General features: G+C 66.0%; 15 protein-coding genes and 1 tRNA gene. 12 read left to right on the top strand and 4 right to left on the bottom strand.

The window, feature by feature from the left end:
• The first annotated feature begins 99 nt into the window (after nt 1-99).
• The 4 genes from LWC34_RS55165 to LWC34_RS55150 all read left to right on the top strand — a co-directional run bounded on the left by LWC34_RS55165 (nt 100) and on the right by LWC34_RS55150 (nt 6,963).
• On the top strand, nt 100-1,563 hold the full coding sequence (locus LWC34_RS55165; RefSeq protein WP_233734719.1) for an Hsp70 family protein: 1,464 nt from the start codon (nt 100-102) through the stop codon (nt 1,561-1,563).
• A gap of 38 nt (nt 1,564-1,601) precedes the next feature.
• Nucleotides 1,602-3,968, top strand: coding sequence for a helix-turn-helix transcriptional regulator (locus LWC34_RS55160; protein ID WP_233734717.1), 2,367 nt, complete (start codon nt 1,602-1,604; stop codon nt 3,966-3,968).
• 232 nt (nt 3,969-4,200) lie between these two features.
• Nucleotides 4,201-5,436, top strand: a complete 1,236-nt coding sequence (locus LWC34_RS55155; RefSeq protein ID WP_233734715.1) for a M14 family metallopeptidase — start codon at nt 4,201-4,203, stop codon at nt 5,434-5,436.
• A gap of 258 nt (nt 5,437-5,694) precedes the next feature.
• Complete coding sequence (locus LWC34_RS55150; protein ID WP_233734713.1) at nt 5,695-6,963, top strand: MFS transporter; 1,269 nt, start codon at nt 5,695-5,697, stop codon at nt 6,961-6,963.
• Here LWC34_RS55150 and aceE read toward each other — a convergent pair.
• Nucleotides 6,906-9,680: a pyruvate dehydrogenase (acetyl-transferring), homodimeric type gene (gene aceE / locus LWC34_RS55145; RefSeq protein WP_233734712.1), complete on the bottom strand. Its 2,775-nt coding sequence runs from the start codon at nt 9,678-9,680 to the stop codon at nt 6,906-6,908. The genes LWC34_RS55150 and aceE overlap by 58 nt on opposite strands.
• A gap of 345 nt (nt 9,681-10,025) precedes the next feature.
• Between aceE and LWC34_RS55140 the strand changes: the two genes are divergently transcribed.
• The 4 genes from LWC34_RS55140 to LWC34_RS55125 all read left to right on the top strand — a co-directional run bounded on the left by LWC34_RS55140 (nt 10,026) and on the right by LWC34_RS55125 (nt 12,340).
• Entirely contained in the window at nt 10,026-10,457 is a 432-nt protein-coding gene (locus LWC34_RS55140) for a DUF3052 domain-containing protein (RefSeq protein ID WP_233734710.1), read from the top strand.
• A gap of 84 nt (nt 10,458-10,541) precedes the next feature.
• A complete protein-coding gene (locus tag LWC34_RS55135; RefSeq protein ID WP_233734708.1) occupies nt 10,542-11,003 on the top strand; it encodes a peroxiredoxin in 462 nt (153 codons plus the stop codon).
• 37 nt (nt 11,004-11,040) lie between these two features.
• Nucleotides 11,041-11,112, top strand: a tRNA-Val gene (locus tag LWC34_RS55130).
• A 1,066-nt stretch (nt 11,113-12,178) separates the two neighbouring features.
• Nucleotides 12,179-12,340, top strand: coding sequence for a hypothetical protein (locus LWC34_RS55125; RefSeq protein WP_233734706.1), 162 nt, complete (start codon nt 12,179-12,181; stop codon nt 12,338-12,340).
• A 128-nt stretch (nt 12,341-12,468) separates the two neighbouring features.
• Here LWC34_RS55125 and LWC34_RS55120 read toward each other — a convergent pair whose 3' ends face one another.
• From LWC34_RS55120 to LWC34_RS55110, 3 genes are read right to left on the bottom strand one after another with little or no spacing between them, the layout of a single operon-like run.
• A complete protein-coding gene (locus LWC34_RS55120; protein ID WP_233734704.1) occupies nt 12,469-13,407 on the bottom strand; it encodes a hypothetical protein in 939 nt (312 codons plus the stop codon).
• 30 nt (nt 13,408-13,437) lie between these two features.
• Nucleotides 13,438-14,073 (bottom strand): nicotinamide mononucleotide transporter family protein, encoded by a 636-nt coding sequence (locus LWC34_RS55115; protein WP_233734702.1) that lies wholly within the window; start codon nt 14,071-14,073, stop codon nt 13,438-13,440.
• A gap of 16 nt (nt 14,074-14,089) precedes the next feature.
• Entirely contained in the window at nt 14,090-15,412 is a 1,323-nt protein-coding gene (locus LWC34_RS55110; protein WP_233734700.1) for an NAD(P)/FAD-dependent oxidoreductase, read from the bottom strand.
• A 501-nt stretch (nt 15,413-15,913) separates the two neighbouring features.
• On the opposite strand from LWC34_RS55110, the gene LWC34_RS55105 reads away from it, so the two are divergent.
• The 4 genes from LWC34_RS55105 to LWC34_RS55090 all read left to right on the top strand — a co-directional run bounded on the left by LWC34_RS55105 (nt 15,914) and on the right by LWC34_RS55090 (nt 19,549).
• Complete coding sequence (locus LWC34_RS55105; RefSeq protein WP_233734698.1) at nt 15,914-17,122, top strand: PucR family transcriptional regulator; 1,209 nt, start codon at nt 15,914-15,916, stop codon at nt 17,120-17,122.
• A 251-nt stretch (nt 17,123-17,373) separates the two neighbouring features.
• Nucleotides 17,374-18,249, top strand: a complete 876-nt coding sequence (locus tag LWC34_RS55100) for an ACP S-malonyltransferase (protein WP_235731510.1) — start codon at nt 17,374-17,376, stop codon at nt 18,247-18,249.
• Nucleotides 18,246-19,223: a beta-ketoacyl-ACP synthase III gene (locus LWC34_RS55095; protein ID WP_233734694.1), complete on the top strand. Its 978-nt coding sequence runs from the start codon at nt 18,246-18,248 to the stop codon at nt 19,221-19,223. Before LWC34_RS55100 ends, LWC34_RS55095 begins: the two co-directional genes overlap by 4 nt.
• A gap of 83 nt (nt 19,224-19,306) precedes the next feature.
• Nucleotides 19,307-19,549 carry an acyl carrier protein gene (locus LWC34_RS55090; RefSeq protein WP_233734692.1) on the top strand — a complete coding sequence of 81 codons (243 nt, stop codon included), beginning with the start codon at nt 19,307-19,309 and terminating at the stop codon, nt 19,547-19,549.
• Nucleotides 19,550-19,557: the final 8 nt, after the last annotated feature.

Below are 19,557 nucleotides of genomic sequence, written 5' to 3'. Positions count from 1 at the left end.
GATTCACCACGACAGTTGCGGGGTTGGTATGAAGATGTGACCCATCCGGGGGTAACCCGGACGGGGGTCCGATCGATCTAGTACGGAAGGCACTCCTGCATGCCATACGTCTTGGGGATCGACGTTGGCACCTGCCGCACCGCGGCCGCGCTCTGCCGTTACAACGGCTCCGCCGGGGGTCGTCAGAACGGCTCCACCTGGGGCGACCCCGAGTCGGTCCAGCTGGGCGAGCGCACCGCCACCGCACCGACGGTGGTGTACTTCGCGGCTGATGGCACGGTGGTCGTCGGTGACGCGGCCGACCGCAACGCGGCCAGCGACCCCGCCAACGCCGCGCGAGATTTCGCCAGGCGGATCGGCGACGAGGTCCCCCTCATGGTCGGCCGCGAGGTGTGCACGGCCGAGACGCTGGCTGCGGTGCTGATCACCTGGACAGTCAACGAGGTCTCGACCGCCGAAGGCGAACCCCCTGAGCACGTCGTGGTGACCCACCCCGCGGGTTGGGGGAATCACCGCAGGCGTCTGCTGCACCGCGCGCTGCGCCAGACCAACCTCGACAACGTCACCCTGCTGCCCGAACCCGTCGCGATCAGCGAGAACCACGCCGCCACCGAGGATGTACAGCCAGGCGACGCGCTGGGCGTGTACGACCTCGGCGCGACCGGCCTGGCCATCGCGGTGGTCAGGCGGTCCCAGATCGGCACGTTCGACGTGCTCAACTCGGCGGAAAGCGTCGACTCCAACGGCGGGTACAGCTTCGACGACGTGGTCTTCGAGTACGTGCGCAACCGCAGCGGCGGGATCGACCCAGCCGACCCGGACGCGTGGACGAAACTCGGCAGGATGCGCCAGGAATGCGTCGCGGCCAAGGAGTTCCTGTCCGCGAGCACCGAGGCAACAGTCCGGGAAGCCGTGCTGACCAGGGCCGAGTTCGAAGAGATGATCCGCACCTCGGTCCAGGCGGGGATCGAGGAACTGCTGCGGATCATCGGCCAGGCCACCGAGGTGAAAACCGTCGTCGTCACGGGCGGCAGCGCGCGGATTCCGCTGGTCAGCGAGCTCGTCAAGGCCGAAGTGCCTGGCCGGACGGTCATCGCGGCCGAGCCAGAACTCGCGTGCGCACGCGGCGCGGCGATCGTGGCCAGCCGTCTCGCACCGGCGCCCCAGGCCCCGCCACCAGCGGTGATCTCGGCGGAAGACGCGCCACCGGCACCGCCACGCCCGGACATCGAGATCACGCCGCTTGAGCTGCCCGCGCCACGCAAGGCGATGCGGGCCTTGACCGGCCGACCTAAGCTCATCGGCGGGGTCAGCGCGTTGGTGCTGGCCGCGGGCGTCGGTCTGACGTTCTATATGCGTGGCGAGGATCCGCCCAAACCGCAGAATCCTGCGTCCTCTGTGGTCGCGCCGGTCAACAACAGCAAGCCGACGCCGCTGTCGAGCCCGGTCGTGACACCCACCCCGCCATCGACCCAGCCCTCTGCTTCTTCGTCGTCCTCTTCGAAGAAGCCCACTGCCACCAAGTCATCCACTGCCCCAAAGACAGGCGAGGACGGCCGTTGAGCCAACGAACAGCGACCCGAGCACGAACCACCACCGTCATGGACGAGGCGGCGAAGAGAGTGCTGGACGCGACCGAGGCCGACCCGCCCGCGCCCGTGGCATTGGCGGTCATCGCCCCGGGCGGCTACGGCAAAACCACTGTTCTCAAGGCATTCCGGCGCGTGTACGAGAACGCGGGCATCCGCGTGACCGACCGGCCAGGCGACGCCGAAGCAGCCGTGATCATCGATGACGCCCACAAGCTGCCCGCTGCCCGCCTGCGGGAACTCGCCGAATCGGATGTGCCGCGCCTGATCATCGCGCTGCGCCCATGGCCACGGACCGCGGAGCTCAGCGAGCTGACGCGGATGCTCGGGCAGACCGTGATGCTCACGCCGATGGACCGCGCGCAAGTCCGGTCGCATGCGTCCGGCGCATTCGGCGCGGCGCCCGCGGCTGAACTCGTGGAGTTCCTGTTCAAGCAGACCGGCGGCGTTCCCGCGTACGTGGATCGCTTGGTGTCGTCGATGTCGTCACGGCCGGTGACCGAAGTCCCGGACGCGGCCCTGGCGGCGTTCCGCTACGACCTGGACCTGCTCGAACCGGACGTCCTGCAGTACGTCCTGGCCGCGCAGGCCGGTGCCGGACTCCGGACAGACCTGTTGGCGAGCCTGCTCGGCCGTGACTCCAACGATGTCGTGACCGTGATGGAGGCGGCCAGGGCAACCGGGTTGCTCGGGCACGATGGCGCGCTGCTGCCGATTTGCCACCGGGCGATCCGTGCGGTGATCCCTGCCGAGCGTGCTTTGGCTGTGCGGCAACGGCTTGCCGAGTTGTTGCTGGAACGCGGCGAATCCGTGCTGCCGCTGGCGCGTTCGCTGCTCGGCAGCGGTGTCGGCGGTGCTGGTGTGGCGGCTGCTTTCAACGCCGCCGCGCATGAGGCGTTGACCGAGGATCCCGCTTTGTCGGCGAAGCTGTTCGCTGCCGCGGTGTCCGCTGGGCGTCCGGTGGCTCAGTGCGCTGCTGGTTGGGCGCACGCCTCGGCTCTGGCCGGTGACCTCGATTCCGCGATGCGCCTTGCTGATCAGGCGATTTCCGGTTCGGAGGACAAGGCGAGCGGTGCCAGGGTCGCGGCGACCGCGTTGGCTCATCGTGGGCAACTGGGGCGTAGTGCGGAGCTCTACCGCTGGTCCGGGGACACGTCGTTCGCCGCGATCGGCCTGATCGGTACTGGCCAGCTGGTTGACGTCGACTCGCCGGACGGGCTGCCTACCTTGCTTTCGGGCGCGGCTTCGTTGATGGCTAAGGGAGTTCGTGAGTCCGTCTGTGGCTCGCCGGTTGACGCACTGTCCTCTTTGGTCCGTGCCGCTGGGTTGCTTGAGCCTGCCGGGCGTGGAGTCTTGCTTCCGGACAGCCCGGCGGCGTTGGCGGCACTGGTCGGATTGCACTGTGGCGAGCTGGGTGTCGCGGAGTCCGTGCTTGACCGGGCCGTGCAGTCGAACATGGGCGGACCGTTGCTGGCTACGCGGCATCGGTTGCTGCAGGCGTGGATCTGCATGATCCGCGGCCAGTTGTCCACCGCCGCTGAGCATTTGGCTGCGACTCGGCCTCGCGAGCCGCGCGACTGGCTTTTCGCTGTGGCTCTTGAGGTTGGCTTGGCCCGACGCAACAGCGACGTTCAAGCGTTGCGCCGGATTTGGGCTCAGGCGTGTGAAGCCGTTGTGCGGCATCCGGTTGACCTGTTCACAATCCTGCCGCTTGGGGAATTCGTCGTGGCAGCCGCGAAGTTGAGCGACCAGGCACGCCTGGGGCCGCATCTGCGTGAGGCGTACGCCCTGACCGCGCAGCTCGGCGATCCGGAACTGTGGACCACTTCGCTGCACTGGGGCGGGTTGCACGCGGCGATCGTCGCCGAACAGCCTTCGGAAGCCGCGGACCACGTTGCCGCACTTGCCACGAACCAAAGCCGGTTCGGACGCGCGTTGGGCGAGGCCGCGCAATGCTGGCTCGACATCGTCTCGGGCAGGGTCGACCCCGTCCGCGCCGAATCCGCTGCCCGCGGCCTGCATGACATGGGCCTCGTGTGGGACGGGTCGCGACTGGCCGGTCAGGCCGCGATCCGTACTTCGGACCGCAAAGCCATGGTCACGTTGCTGGACTGCGCGCGTGAACTGCAGGGCAAGCAGGCCGTTGCCGACCCAACCCCGGCCGCCGCTTCGCCGCTGAGCGAACGTGAGCAGGAAGTCGCAGCCCTGGTGTTGCAAGGGATGACATACAAGCAGGTCGGCGACCAGCTGTTCATCTCGGCCAAGACAGTCGAGCACCACATGGCACGCATGCGGCAACGACTGGGAGCCAGCAGCCGCAGCGAACTGCTGACACAGCTGCGCTCATTAACTACCCGATCGGGTGCTTCTGGCATCTAGCCGCCGGGTCGTAGCCCGACTGCTGCCAGCGGCGAGCGCATTCCTGGCAGTTCTCCGAGGACGTCACCAACGACCTCGGCGGCACATGCCTGGTCCGAACGGTCAACAGGACAAAGCGCATGATCGCTTTCACCGAAAGCACCAGGCACGATAACAGCTCCGGCCGGTCGGCCGTTGACAGGACACGGCGCGGTCTGGTGACGTCCCATGTGGTGTGAAGAAGGGACGTGACATGGGTTTATCCGGAAAACTGGCCGCGCTGACCGCGGCAGGCCTCCTGCTGACGGGCTTACCCGCGCTCGCCGCTGGAGATCTGCCACGCACGGGCTTCGAGAAAACCGGCGGCGCCCGCTGGACGACGGCAGCCGAAGAACAGCAACTCCTTGGGCAGCTCGGTCGGAAAGTGAACGTCGACAAGATCGGCACAACCACCCAAGGCCGCCCGATCCATCTCGTGAAGGTCGGCCAGGGCGGCCCGACCATAGTGCTTTTCCTGTGCTCGCAACACGGCGACGAGCCCGCCGGGCGAGAAGCGTGCCTGATCAAGATCAGGGACTTGGCTTACGACAAGGACTCGGTGCCCGCGGGGACCACACTTTTGTTCGTACCGAACGCGAACCCTGACGGGCGTGAAGCCGACACCCGCGGCAACGCCGACGGGGTCGACATCAACCGTGACCACATCGCTCTGGAAACTCCGGAAGGCCGGACGTTCGCCCGGGTCATCCGGGATCACCAGCCCGATGTCGTCCACGACTTGCACGAGTTCGGGCCTCGGCCTTTGGTGTACGACAAGGATGTTCTGTGGCTGTGGCCGCGCAATCTCAACGTGCACAAGAAGGTGCATGACGAGTCCGAGGTGTTGTCTCGGTCCTATGTTCGCCCGGCCGTGGAATCCCGCGGGCTGAGCAGTGGTGTGTACGGTTTTCTCATCGACCCGGTGACCGGTCAGCCGACCGAGCAGATCGCCGGTGATGGGCAGGAGCGAATCCTCCGGAACACCACCGGGTTGAAGCATGCGCTTGGTTTGCTCGTGGAGACCAATACCGATCCGAACCCGGGCGAGGACGTGCCCGCGGCCGCCCGGCGCCGAGTGGCTTCGCACTTGTACGGGGTTTCCGGGACTCTGAAGCTGGTTCAGCAACGACGGGTACAGCTGGAGACTGCGACTTCGGTGAGCCGGTCGACGGCGCCTTCCTCGCGCGACCCGATTTTCTTCGGTGGCGCGGACAATCAGGCTCCTCCCGCTGGCAAGGTCGAGCCGAATCCGCCGTGCGGGTATCGGTTGACTTCGGCCCAGTACGCGCAGGTCGCGGAGAAGTTGGCGCTGCACGGCGTGGATTCGCGGCGTTCCGGGGACGGCAGGCTTGTGCCGCTGGCTCAGCAGGCTCGATCGTTGATTCCGTTGCTGCTGGACAAACGTGCCGACTTCGAGCTGGTGGCCGGGACTCCGGTGGCTCGCTGCTGAGGGTTTGCGCCAAGGGAGCGTTGGAACACCCAGCGCTCCCGAAGTACTTGGAAGGCATCCCTCGCTGAGGGCAGAGCCCCGGCGGCACACTACCGGAGGCCACTGACACACATTCGGGTCCGGATTGAGCACCCCCAATGGCCCAGAGTACTGGGGAGGGGTGACAGGAAATCGGTGGGTGGTCGCGCTCACATGGCCACCCACCGGGACTGACCTGGAGGTTTGATTGTCCTTGTGGGTAACTCTGGGGATGTTCTGGTGAGCCGGGAGCGGGTGCCCGGCCAGGTCTGGGTGATGGTGTCGGCGTGTTTCCTTGTGGCCGTTGGGTTCGGGATGATGGCACCGGTCGTTCCCGCTTTCGCCACCACGTTCGGTGTCGGCGTCACCGCCGCTTCCTTTGTCGTCAGTGCTTTCGCGATTGTTCGGCTGCTGTTCGCTCCGGCCAGCGGGAAGATGGTTTCACGGTTCGCTGAACGGCCCGTTCTGTTGTGGGGCTTGGTTATCAACGCTGTGGCCAGCGGCGCTTGTGGTTGGGCTCAGTCGTACTGGCAACTGCTCGCGTTCCGGTCGATCGCGGGCACCGGGTCGGTCATGTTCACGGTCGCCGGTGTAGCTTTGTTGCTGCGGTTGAGCCCGATTGGGCTGCGGGGGCGGATTTCTGGGTTGTGGTCGACGAGTTTCCTGTTGGGCAACATGACAGGCCCGTTGATCGGCGGTGTGTTCGCGGGTGCGTCGCTCCGCTTGCCTTTCCTCATCTACGGTTCCGGCACGCTGCTCGCCGCCGTCGTCCTGTGGTCGCTGCTCAAGAAATCCGGCGGCAGTTCGGACACGGCAAACCTCGATCTGCCGGAATTCAAGGTGCGGCAGGCGATTCGGAACAAGGCGTACCGCTCGTCGTTGACCTCGTCGTTCGCCGTCGGCTGGATTTCCTTCGGCGTCCGGTATTCCCTCGTCCCGTTGTATGTCGTCGGCGTGCTGCATCAGTCCAGCACTGCCACGGGCATCGGGTTGTCGATCTACGCGGTCGGCACCGCGTCCGTTCTGCTGATCTCGGGCCGGTTCGCTGACTTACGCGGCCGTCGGCCAGTTGTGTTGGCCGGTCTGACGATCCTCACGGTCGGATCGGCGCTCTTGGCGTTCACCTCGACGCTGGCGATGTTCTACGTCGCGTCGCTCGTTGCCGGTGTGGGTACGGGTTTGGTCAGTCCTGCGCAGACCGCCACGGTCGCCGATGTGATCGGCTCTGGCGTCCGTGGTGGGCCGGTGCTGGCGTTCTTTCAGATGATGGCGGACTTCGGCGCCATCATCGGGCCGCTGCTCGCCGGGGCGATCGCCGACTTCTGGTCCTACCAGGCCGCTTTCCTGATGTCCTCGGTCATCTCGGTGCTGGCCCTCGGCATGTGGATATTCGCTCCGGAAACGCTTGTGGGCGGCCGGAAAAGGCCGCCCACACCAACGCCTACTGTGACTCAGGCGACGCCGGGGTCCGAAGTCTGCGGACCGGCCGCGGACACGTCGTCCAGCTGATACTTCCTTGTCGCCTCGACCACCTTGGCCTTGTCGATCTCACCGCGGCGGGCCAGCGCGGCCAGCACACCGACGACGATCGACTCCGCGTCCACCAGGAAGTGACGCCGCGCCGCCGGGCGGGTGTCGGAGAAACCGAACCCGTCCGTGCCCAGGGTGACCATGTCGCCGGGCACCCACGGCCGGATCAGGTCCGGGACCGCACGCATCCAGTCCGACACCGCCACGACCGGCCCCTCGGTCTCCGAGAGCACCGACGTCACGTACGGCACGCGCGGCTCCGCCTCCGGGTGCAGCAGGTTGTGCCGGTCCACCTCGACGGCCTCGCGACGCAGTTCCGCATACGACGTGGCCGACCAGACGTGCGCCTGGACGCCCCACTCGTCGTTCAGCATCTGCTGCGCCTTCAGCGCCCACGGCAACGCCACACCGGAACCGAGGATCTGCGCCTTCGGACCGTTGCCCGCGGGCGCACCTGTGTAGTGGTACAGCCCGCGCAGCAGGCCCTCCACGTCCAGGTCCTCCGGCTCGGCGGGCTGCTGGTACGGCTCGTTGTAGATGGTCAGGTAGTAGAAGATGTCCTCCGCCTGATCGCCGTACATGCGACGCAGACCGTCCTTGACGATATGCGCCACCTCGAACGACCACGCCGGGTCATACGCGACGACGGCCGGGTTGGTGGCCGCGAGCAGCAACGAGTGACCGTCGTTGTGCTGCAGGCCCTCGCCGGTCAGCGTCGTACGGCCTGCGGTGGCGCCCAGCACGAACCCGCGGGCCATCTGGTCCGCTGCGGCCCACAGGCCGTCGCCGGTCCGCTGGAACCCGAACATCGAGTAGAAGATGTAGATCGGGATCATCGGCTCGCCGTGCGTCGCGTACGACGTGCCCACCGCGGTGAACGACGCCGTCGAACCCGCCTCGTTGATGCCCTCGTGCAGGATCTGGCCGGTCTCGCTCTCCTTGTAGGCGAGCATCAGCTTGGCGTCGACCGACGTGTACAGCTGGCCTTGCCGGTTGTAGATCTTGAGGTTCGGGAACATCGAGTCCATGCCGAAGGTCCTGGCCTCGTCCGGGATGATCGGCACGATCCGCTTGCCGATCTCCGGGTCCTTGGCCATGTCCCGGATCAGCCGGACGAACGCCATCGTGGTGGCGACCTCCTGCTTGCCAGAGCCCTTCTTGATGACGTCGTAGACCTTGTCGCCGGGCAGCACCAGCGCCTTGGACTTGCCGCGCCGCTCCGGCACGAACCCGCCGAGCTGACGGCGCCGCTCCACCATGTACTGGATCTCCGCGGAGTCCATCCCAGGGTGGTAGTACGGCGGCAGGTACGGGTCCTTCTCCAGCTCCGCGTCGCTGATCGGGATCCGCAGCGTGTCGCGGAAACCCTTCAGGTCGTCCAGGGTCATCTTCTTCATCTGGTGCGTCGCGTTGCGCGCCGCGAAGTGCGAGCCGAGGTTGTAGCCCTTGATCGTCTTCGCGAGGATCACCGTCGGCGCGCCGTGCGTCTCGGTGGCCGCCTTGTAGGCCGCGTGCACCTTGCGGTAGTCGTGGCCACCGCGCTTGAGGTTCCAGATCTCCTGGTCGTTCAGGTTGAGCACCAGGTCCTTGGTGCGCGGGTCGCGACCGAAGAAGTGCTCACGAACATAGGCGCCATCGTTGGCCTTGTAGGTCTGGTAGTCGCCGTCCGGTGTGGTGTTCATCAAGTTCACCAGGGCGCCGTCGCGGTCGGCGTGCAGCAGGGTGTCCCACTCACGGCCCCAGATGACCTTGATGACGTTCCAGCCCGCACCGCGGAAGAACGCCTCGAGCTCCTGGATGATCTTGCCGTTGCCGCGGACCGGCCCGTCCAGCCGCTGCAGGTTGCAGTTGATCACGAAGGTCAGGTTGTCCAGGCCCTCGTTGGCCGCGACGTGGATCAGGCCACGCGACTCCGGCTCATCCATCTCGCCGTCACCGAGGAACGCCCATACTCGCTGGTCAGACGTGTCCTTGATGCCCCGGTCGTGCAGGTAGTGGTTGAACCGGGCCTGGTAGATGGCGTTCATCGGGCCGAGACCCATGGAGACCGTCGGGTACTCCCAGAAGTCCGGCATCAGCCTCGGGTGCGGGTACGACGGCAGGCCGCCGCCCAGCCCGGCGTGCGAGTACTCCTGCCGGAACCCGTCGAGCTGGTTCTCCGCGAGCCTGCCCTCCAGATACGCGCGCGCGTACATGCCGGGCGACGCGTGGCCCTGGAAGAAGATGTGGTCACCGCCACCAGGGTGGTCCTTGCCACGGAAGAACCAGTTGAAGCCGACCTCGTAGAGCGTCGCGGACGACGCGTAGGTCGAAATGTGACCACCGACTCCCACACCGGGACGCTGCGCGCGGTGCACGGTCATCGCCGCGTTCCAGCGGATCCACGCACGGTAACGGCGTTCGACCTCTTCGTCACCGGGGAACCACGGTTCCTGCTCGGTCGGGATGGTGTTGACGTAGTCGGTGCTCGTCAGCGAAGGAATGCCGACACGGCCCTCCCGAGCGCGCTCGAGCAGCCGGAGCATCAGGTAGCGGGCACGCTGCTGCCCACCGTCCTTCAGGACAGCGTCGAAGGACTCAAGCCACTCCGACGTCTCCTCCGGGTCGATGTCGGGCAGGTGGGCGGCGAGGCCGTCGCGGATAACGTGCACCCTGCCGGGGGCACTCACGCTGTTTGAGTTGGTCTGCGGGGCCAAGGGGTCTCCTCGCCTGGTTCTCTCGTTGTTTCCTACGCCAATTCAACCCGGTTGGCGTGCGTCATACCTCATCGTCGTCCCGATCGGGTCTCACGTCATCACTACTGGTGAGTAACCCGATGGCGGTGTCCCCCACACTCACAGGAGTGGTATTGCCTCTACATGGCACGGGACGATCCGATGCATACCGTCACCATAGTGCGGGCACGGTTGGACTCACGCGCGGACACAGTTGGGGCTTAACCCGGTGTGGACGGTTGCGCACACGGGTACTGAAAGTGTTCGCTATCGCCTAACACGCGGTGCCTCCGGCGCCGCATTGGTTCACATGGAGGAGTGGAAGCCGTGGTGGCCGCGGGAGACGCCGGCAAAGCAGGCGTCGCCGAGAAGCTTGGGATCGAACCAGGCATTGTCGTCCAGGAGATCGGCTGGGACGAGGACGTCGATGACGACGTGCGTGCCGCCATCGAGGAGCGCAGTGGATCTGACCTGCTGGATGAGGACGCCGACGAGGTGGTCGACGTCATCCTGCTGTGGTGGCGGGAAGACGATGGTGACCTCGCCGACACGCTCCTCGATGTCCGCAGTCCGCTCGCCGACACCGGCGTGATCTGGGTGATGACACCCAAGAACGGGCGGGACGGGCACGTGGAGCCGAGTGAGATCTCGGAGGCGGTGTCGACAGCCGGGATGGCGCAGACGTCGAATATCAGCGTCGGCGACGACTGGATGGCGACAAGGCTGGTGTCGCCGAAGTCCGCGAACACCCGCCGCTGAGATCCGCCGGTAGCGAACCGTCTGGGACGTCGCCCAGACGGGCGCACTAGGCTGGGCTCCTCAACTTCACTGGGAGGACACAGCATGGCGGTCGAGGTCGGTACGCAGGCCCCGGACTTCACGCTCAACGACTACAACAAGCAGCCGGTCACCCTCTCGTCCTTCCGGGGCGAGAAGAACGTGCTTCTGGTGTTCTACCCGTTCGCGTTCAGCGGCCTCTGCCAGGGCGAGCTCTGCCAGGTACGGGACGAACTGGCGACATACGAAGGCGCCGACGTCCAGGTCCTCGGCGTGTCCGTGGACACCCCCTTCGCCCTCAAAGCATGGGCCGAGCAGCAGGGCTACCAGTTCCCGCTGCTCTCGGACTTCTGGCCACACGGAGCCGTAGCCACCACCTACGGCGTGTTCAACGACAAAGCAGGCATGGCCCTGCGCGGCACGTTCCTGATCGACAAGGCAGGTGACGTGCGATACGCGGAGGTCAACCAGCCTGGTGAGGCACGCGACCAGGAGGCCTGGAAAAAGGCCGTGACCGACCTGGCATGATTGTCACCGGGCGACACCCTCGCGTGTCGCCCGAGAAGGGCGCATAGCTCAGCGGAAGAGCACCTCCCTTACAAGGAGGGGGTCGCAGGTTCGAACCCTGCTGCGCCCACGGGGGGCCATCGTTTGGGGTTTCCAGCGTGGCCCCGTGGGCGCAGCCCGCGCCCCCTGTGTCTTCTGGGGGCCGAGCCCCCCAGACCCCACGGTGCGAGCTTCTTCTGAACCAGCGCTGGGCACGTTGCGCTTGAACCAGCGCGGCTTTAGTTCTTGTGGCCCTCCTTCGCCCCTTTCCATTCCGGGCCTTCTCCTGCGCTGGTCCCTCTTTGCCGCCTCAGGCTCTTCTCCCGGCCTTCCATGCTCTTCTTGTCCTCACCTGGCGCTTCCCCAGCCTTCCTGCGGTCGCTCTTGCTCGGCTGGCCTTCCGCCGCCTCTTCTCCGGTCTTCTTCCCTGTCGCGCGGCGCTTCTGGAGCGGCGGGCTTCTGCTTCTTCGGCCTTTTCCTTGGCTGGCCTGTCCGCCGCTCTCCTGGGATTTCTTTGGTTTGGTTTTGTTGACAGATTTTTGTCCTGTAATTGGGGGGCTTTTATCTGGGATCGGCGAAAGCGGGTGGGTTCACTCGGATGGGCTATCAAGTGTCAGTTCTGACGGTCGACGTAACTGTTCTGGCTTGGTGTGACGATAGGTAGGACACAAGTGCCGCTTCTGTCCGTGGGATGCTGCCGACGAGGCGCGGTGGCTTGCGCCGAACGGCATGAGGGGTCGGCAAAGCTTCTGCCGGGCCGATCTGGGCCGTGTCAGAATTCAGGACTCTCGACGCCTGTACGCAGTCGGGGTTTGACGAACTTCCCTGATCAGGTGACACACGGCCTAGCTACTAGAGCACTGGGGGTAGATCGGGTTCGGAGCCGTGACCGAGGTTTCGATCATTCTCCCGCGCATAAACGGATGGGCCGTTCAGCGTTGTTTTCGGTCCGCTCGTCGCTTCTTTGATGGCGACGGCTAAAGCTACCGGGCAGTTCGGCCTTCACTTACGAGGCTGCCTTGGTTGAGTTCCGCAACGGGACTCATTCGGATGGTAGTTTCTGGTTGCGGAAAAAACGCGGCCCCCTGCTTCACCAGGAGACCGCGTGATTGTTGATATCTCCGACTCCCGCCAAGAAGTGGAGGCGCAACGTCCCCATGTTAACCGTAGAACCAGCGGATGAGCCGTCGCCCGGTCGGGCGACTTCCCAGCATGGGCGGCACCGCCGGGCCGGACAGATCAGTTGGGCCATGGCAACGATGGTCATCCTGTTCAGTGGCGTGATCACTTTGGTGATCATCGTCATCGGTCTTGCCTGACCAGTGAGCCGGGGCGCGTCAGAAGTGTCCCGGCTCACTGACGCACACGACCACGAGGGGCGGTCGTGTTCACGTCAGGAGCCGGTCGGCCGCACGCCACGCGTGCGGCGACCGGGGCCAAGAAAACATCAGTTCGGCAGTTTCGCGATCACCTGGCCGGCGCGCTCGATCATGTCGGTCGCGAAACGCTCACTGAATCCGGCCGCGAACCCGGCCAGCGCGAACAGTCCGAGCGTCGCGTTGATCGTGCCCGCCGTCAAAGCGAACTGGGCGACCGCGCCGAAGATCCCGCCGACCAACGGGCGGAACCCGCCCAACGCCCGCAGATGCCGGGTCGAGGTGTTGAAGTCGAGGATCAGGTTGCCCTTCGACGTCCGCTGGAAAATGCTGACCACCGCACCCAACGCGCCGAACAGCGAAGACACCACCAGACCAGGCGTGTTCAGCACCCCAGGCCAGAACTGCACGCTCGCCACGCCCACCAGCACAACCAACGCGGCGGTACCGATGGTGCCAACCAAAGCACCCTGGAAGTAGTTGAAGCGGGCCTGACGCTGGATCGCCGCCTGCACGCGAGTGGTGGCGTGCAGGACTTCCTTCTGCGCGGTCGCGAGAATCGCGGCGCGGTCGGCCTGAGGCTCGCGCAACAGGTCTGCCGCCAGCAGAACCCGGGTCATCGCGGAGTACAGCGTCTCGACGAGTGTCTTGATCTGCGAGCCCGGCAACATGTCCCGCGCCTGGTCGACCGACGCGCGGCAGTCTGCCTCCAGCTTGACCAGGTCGGCGTCGGCTGAGTCCAGCGTTGTGTGCAGCTCCCAACTGGTCTCCGACTGCACGAGCGCGACCCCGCCGCGCTCGCGTGAGCAGAAGAAACTGTTGTGGATGACACCGGTCTGCTTCTCGAACTTCGCCCGCAACGCGCGCTCGAGAGCCTCTGCCTCGTCCTGTTTCGAGGAAGCGTGGACGACGACGATCATGCCGAACGTGACCCGCGCGTTGTCGTTGGTCACGCGGGACCAGTGCTCCATCGTGGGCTCACCGGCCCAGCCGAACTCCTCGGTGGCCATGCCCCACTCTCGGGCCGACCGCGACAATCGTTACCCGGTGGCTGCCTTCCGCACGCTCGGCACGTTTCGCCGAGCGTCCCGGATCCAGCTGAGCCAGCCCCAGATCACCAAGCCCGCGAACACCGTGTAGACCAGCGCGCTGAACCACAGGCCCGAGTTGATCTGCAGCGGTACGCCGACCGCGTCAACCACCAGCCAGACCAGCCAGAACTCGACCAGTCCACGGCCCTGCAAAGCGAATGCGACGACCGTCCCCACGAAGATCGCGGCGTCCGGCACCGGGTCCCAGGAAGCATTCAACGCGTGCAGCAACCACGCCACGCCAGCGGTGCCGACGATCAGAACGCCGATCGTCACGAAGATCTCTGGCCACGTCGACCGGCGCACCACAACCCCGAAGATCGGGTCGCGGTGACGGGTCCACGCCCACCAGCCGTAAATGCTGATCAGCAGGATCACGACCTGCCGGGACGCGAGGCCGCCCAGGTGCGCGGAGACGTAGACACTGAACAGCAACACCGTGGCCGCGACTTGCACGGGCCACGTCCACAGGGTGCGGTACTTGGCGAGAAACACCACCGCCAAAGCACAGATCTGGCCGATCAGCTCGGCGTACGAGGTCCGCTGCCCCAGCACGGTGATGCCGTGCTCCAGAAAGAACCGCACCCCACCCCCAACATTGTCATTGGGTCCGAGTATTCCCCTTCATGCTGTGCGTTGTCTCCCGTACGACGAGTTCCCAGTCCCGGCGCGGGTTCTGGATCTGGCCGAGCGACACGATCTCGCGCCGCGAGAAGAACACCGTCATCCAGTCGAGCAACACGCGCAGTTTCCGGCCCGCGGTCGGCACGCGGCTCCAGTGGTACGCGCGGTGCATCAGCCACGCGGGCCAGCCGCGCAGCCGGATGCCGTAGACCTGGGCAACGCCTTTGTGCAGACCGAGGCTGGCCACCGAGCCCGCGTGTTTGTGCTTGTACGGCTTCAGGTTGCCGTTACGCAGCGAGGCGATGATGTTGTCCGCCAGCACTTTCGCCTGACGGACCGCGTGCTGAGCACTGGGTGTGCACAGCGCGCCGAGGCCTGTCAGGTCTGGCACGGCCGCGCTGTCGCCCGCGCCCCAGACACCTCGCAGCCCCCTGGCCTGCAAGGTTTCCGTGCAAATGAGCCTGCCCCGGTAGTCGATCGGCATTCCCGATTTCATCGCGAGCGGGTTCGCTTTCACGCCAGCCGTCCAGACCACGGTGTCGGCTTCGAACGATGTCCCGTCGGACAGCTCGACGTGCCCGTCGACCATCGAGACCAGCTTGGTGTTCAACCGAACCCGCATTCCGCGCTCGGTCAGCCGTCGGATCGTGTAGTCCGACATCGCCGGGCTGATCTCGGGCAGGATCCGGTCGCTCGCCTCGACAAGCACCCATCGCATGTCCGAAGGAGACAGTCCCTTGTGGACGCGTACGGCGTAGCGGGCCATGTCCTCGAGTTCGCCGAACACCTCGACGCCCGCGTATCCCCCGCCGACCACGACGAACGTCAGCGCGCGCCGCATGCGTTCCGGCGTGCTCGACGCGACATCCAACCGCGAGAGGACGTGATTGCGCAGATAGATGGCCTCGCCGACAGTTGCGAACCCGATGCCGGACTCGGCAAGGCCGGGGATCGGCAACGTTCGTGCTACAGAACCTGCTGCCATCACAAGGATGTCGTAGGGCATCGACGTCGGCAGGCCTTCGGCTGGGACAACGGTCGCGACCTTGTGTTCGTGGTCGACATTCGTGACCTTCCCAGTCACCACCGTGCATTTCGGCAACGCCCGACGCAGCGGGACCACGACGTGCCGCGGTTCGATCGATCCGGCGGCCGCTTCCGGCAAGAACGGCTGGTACGTCATGTTCGGTTGAGGATCGACGACGGTCACCGTCGCTTCCCCCTGCCGCAGCTTCTTCTGCAAGCGAATGGCGGTGTACATCCCGACATAACCGCCACCGACGATCAGGATGTGTGTCATAGCTTGAGCGTGCTCCGGCAGACGCGGGCCGACCTCCCCTGTCCGACCCGGCTTTCTCCCTCTCCAGCGGGATCCGCGCCCAGGACCTTGGTCCCACGATAGGGGGACACGAGTGGCGTGGAGATCAAGAACAGTCCATAGTGGATCTACCGGTGGGGACCGGGGAGAAGGCCCTCTGGAGTGCAGCGCACCACTACACTCCAGAGGGCCATTTACTTCGGTGCTGGCGCACCTTCGCACATGGCCTGTCGTCCTATTTGGGGGGCCGAGCCCCCCATACCCCCCACGGTGCGAGCTTCTTCTGACCCAGCGCTGGGCACGCCGCGCTTTTGACCAGCACAGATTTATGCCACCATCTGCGCTGGGCACGCTGCGCTTTGACCAGCACAGATTTACGTCACCATCCGCGCTGGGGCGCGTTGGGCTTGAACCAGCAACAGATCTACCGGCAGTCCACACTCCCCTTCCATCTGTCCTTCCCCTTCGTGTCAAGCTGTCAGGATGAGAGCAGGGGCCATTTCGGCGAAGACGCTTGGCGAGCTGGAACGCGCGTCCGGCAAACTCGCCTCGGCCACCCTCGCCGCGATGGACTCGCAGTTCCCCTGGTTCAGCCGAATGCCAGCCGACCAGCGCGCCAGCGTGCTGCTGATCGCGCAGTCCGGCGTCGCGGGTTTCACCGCGTGGCTCAAGGACGAGACCGCGTCGCTGCGACTCACCACCGACGTCTTCCGCGCGGCCCCGCGCGATTTGTCCCGGTGGATCAGCCTGAGGCAGACCGTGGAGCTGGTCCGGGTCGCCTTGCAGGTCTTCGAAGGGCAGGTTCCTGATCTCGCGGCCAACGACGAGGAACGCGCCATCCTCGGCGAAGCGGTCCTTCGCTACGGGCGCGAGGTCGCCTTCGCGTCAGCGATGTCGTACGCCTCCGCGGCCGAAGCCCGAGGCGCCTGGGACGCGCGGTTGGAAGCCCTGGTCGTGGACGGCATCGTGCGTGGCGACGCCGAAGAGGCCCTGTTGTCACGGGCCGCGGCGTTGGGGTGGGACCCGGCGGCCGAAGCGACCGTGCTCGTGGGCAACCGGCCGTCCGATGACCCGCCGACGGTCGTTTACGAAGTCCGTAGCCGCGCCGCGAGGTTGGGGCGAGCGGTCCTGCTGAGCGTGCAAGGGACCCGTCTCGTGGTTGTCCTCGCGGGTCCGACGGACGACCTGGTCGGTGAGGAACGCCGCGGCCGCGCGCCCAGCAAAGCCGTGCTTGACCGGATCACGGCCGCGTTCGGTGACGGTCCTGTCGTCGCGGGCCCAACCGTGGCGAGCCTCGCCGAGGCTCATCGCAGTGCGGCGGATGCGCTGTCCGGACTGCGTGCGGTGGTGGGTTGGCCCGCGGCTCCGCGCCCGGTCCGGTCAACCGACCTGCTGCCCGAACGAGCGCTTGCTGGCGATCCTGAGGCGGAGTGGCAGCTGGTGGACCGGATCGCACGGCCGCTGGAGGAAGCCGGCGGGTCGCTGCTGGAGACCGTGGACACGTATCTCGAGGTCGGGGGCGTGCTGGAGACGTGCGCGCGGCAGCTGTTCGTGCATCCGAACACGGTCCGCTACCGTTTGCGTCGCGTCGCCGAGCTCACTGGGCGTAACGCGAATGATCCACGGGATTCACTTGTACTTCGGGTCGCGTTGGCCGTTGGGCGCCTGGCCAGAGCGAGAGGCCTGTGGTAATCGACACCGTGAACGGCGGAAAATTCAAGAGAGTGACACACATAACGCGTGTCACGCGTTCGTGTTAACCGTTCACCTCCACAACGTTTTCCCGTTTCAGCACGTCATCTCCCGGTAACGGTTGTAGACACGCTACAAAAACTCCGGACAGACTTCGTGAGTGGCGGCATCCCGTCGGCTGACCTGCAAAGTGTTCAGTGAGCGGTGTGATCGCGATACTCGCCCCTGGCCAGGGCTCCCAGGCGCCCGGAATGCTTTCACCGTGGCTCGAGCTTGACGGTGCCGAGGAACGCCTCGCCGGCTGGTCCGAGCGCGCGGGCCTCGACCTGCGCAAGCTGGGCACCACGGCGACCGCCGAGGAGATCGTCGACACCTCGGTCACGCAGCCGCTGGTCGTCGCCGCCGCGCTGCTGGCGCAGGCGGAGATCGAGAAGCGATTCACGGTGCCCGCCGATACGATCGTCGCCGGTCACTCCGTCGGTGAGCTGGCCGCGGCCGCCGTCGCTGGAGTGCTCACGGCCGATGACGCCGTCGGGCTCGCGAGCGTGCGTGGCCGCGAGATGGCCGCCGCGTGCGCACTGCACCCGACCGGGATGACTGCGATACTTGGTGGTGAGCGCGAGGTCGTGCTCGCGAAACTGGCCGAGTACGACGTCGAACCGGCCAACCAGAACGGCGCTGGCCAGATCGTCGCCGCCGGTGACACCGACGCGCTTCAGCGGCTAGCCGCTGATTTGCCCGCTGGCGTGAAGTCGAGGGCGCTGAAGGTCGCGGGCGCGTTTCACACGAAGTACATGGCGCCTGCGCAGGATGCGTTGCGCGCGTATGCCGGTACGGTGCCGACGAAAGATCCGGTGTGGACACTGTTGTCCAATGCCGATGGCGGCCAGGTGACCACCGGCACGGAAACCTTGACCAGGCTGGTCGACCAGGTGACGCGGCCGGTGAAGTGGGACGCCTGCATGGCGACCCTTGGCCAGCGCGGTGTCACGGTGGCGGTCGAACTGCCGCCGGCAGGCGCACTGGTCGGACTGATCAAACGGGAACTGCCGTCGGTAGCACGAATCCGGCTCAAGACCCCGGCGGACTTGGACTCCCTGACGGAGTTCGTGGAAGGCAGCAAGTGAGCACCTCGCTGAACATCGCGACCGGACCGGCAGGCAGCCGGATCCTCGGCGTCGGCAGCTTCCGTCCTGAGCAGATCGTCACCAACGACGACCTGTCGCAGCGGATGGACACCAACGACGAGTGGATCCGCACACGGGTCGGCATTGTCGAGCGCCGGTTCGCACGCGCCGACGAGTCCCTTGTGGACATGGCGGTCGCCGCGGGGATCCGGGCGATCGAGGACGCCGGACTGCAGCCGTCCGATCTGGACACTGTGATCGTGGCGAACTGCACGATGCCGTCACCTATCCCGAACGCGGCCGCGCAGGTCGCCGACCGGATCGGCGTCAAGGCCGCTGGCGCGTTCGACCTGAACGCCGCGTGCGCCGGGTTCTGCTACGCACTGGCCACCGCGTCCGACCTGGTGCGCTCCGGCTCTGCCGGGCGGGTGCTGGTGATCGGCGCGGAGAAGCTGACCGACTGGGTGGACCCGACCGACCGGGCGAACGCGATCATCTTCGCCGACGGTGCCGGTGCCGCCGTTGTCGGTCCGTCCGACGAGCCGGGCATCGGCCCGGTCGCGTGGGGCAGCGCGGGTGACATGGTCGACATGATCTACAACCGCGACAACAGGTACATCTATCAGGAAGGCCAGACGGTCTTCCGCTGGGCGACAACGCAGATCGCGCCGATCGCGTTGCGCGCGCTCGAACTCGCGGGCCTGCAGCCGTCCGATGTGGACGCTCTGATCCCGCACCAGGCGAACCTGCGGATCGTCGAGGCGATCGCCAAGCGGCTGCGCAAGGAAGGCGCGCGGGAGAAGATGGAGGTGGCCGACGACATCGTCTACACCGGCAACACCTCGTCGGCGTCCATCCCGATCGCGCTGGACAACATGCGCAAGGCCGGCCGCGTGAACACCGGCGATGTGCTGCTGATGGTCGGTTTCGGGGCTGGCCTGTCCTACGCGGGACAGGTCGTGATCAGCCCGTAGCTAGACTCCCCCGTAGTTAGAGTCCCACAGGGCGCCCAGTCGCCCGCGGTGGATTTATCGGTAACCAGAAAGGGAAAAGATCGATGGCGAACGAAGAAGTCCTGACAGGTCTCGCCGACATCGTCGAAGAGGTCGCGGGCGTGGCCAAGGACGACGTCACCGTCGAGAAGTCCTTCGTGGACGACTTGGACATCGACTCGTTGTCCATGGTGGAGATCGCTGTTCAGGCCGAGGACCGCTTCGGTGTGAAGATCCCGGACGACGAGCTGGCGAACCTCAAGACGGTCGGCGACGCGGTCGACTACATCACCAAGAACACCGTGTGACGAAAGCC

The organism is Kibdelosporangium philippinense, from assembly GCF_021390435.2.
GTDB classification, from domain to species: Bacteria; Actinomycetota; Actinomycetes; order Mycobacteriales; family Pseudonocardiaceae; genus Kibdelosporangium; species Kibdelosporangium philippinense.
The sequence above is the reverse complement of the archived record's forward strand: the minus strand, read 5'-3'. Positions and strand labels throughout refer to the sequence as shown.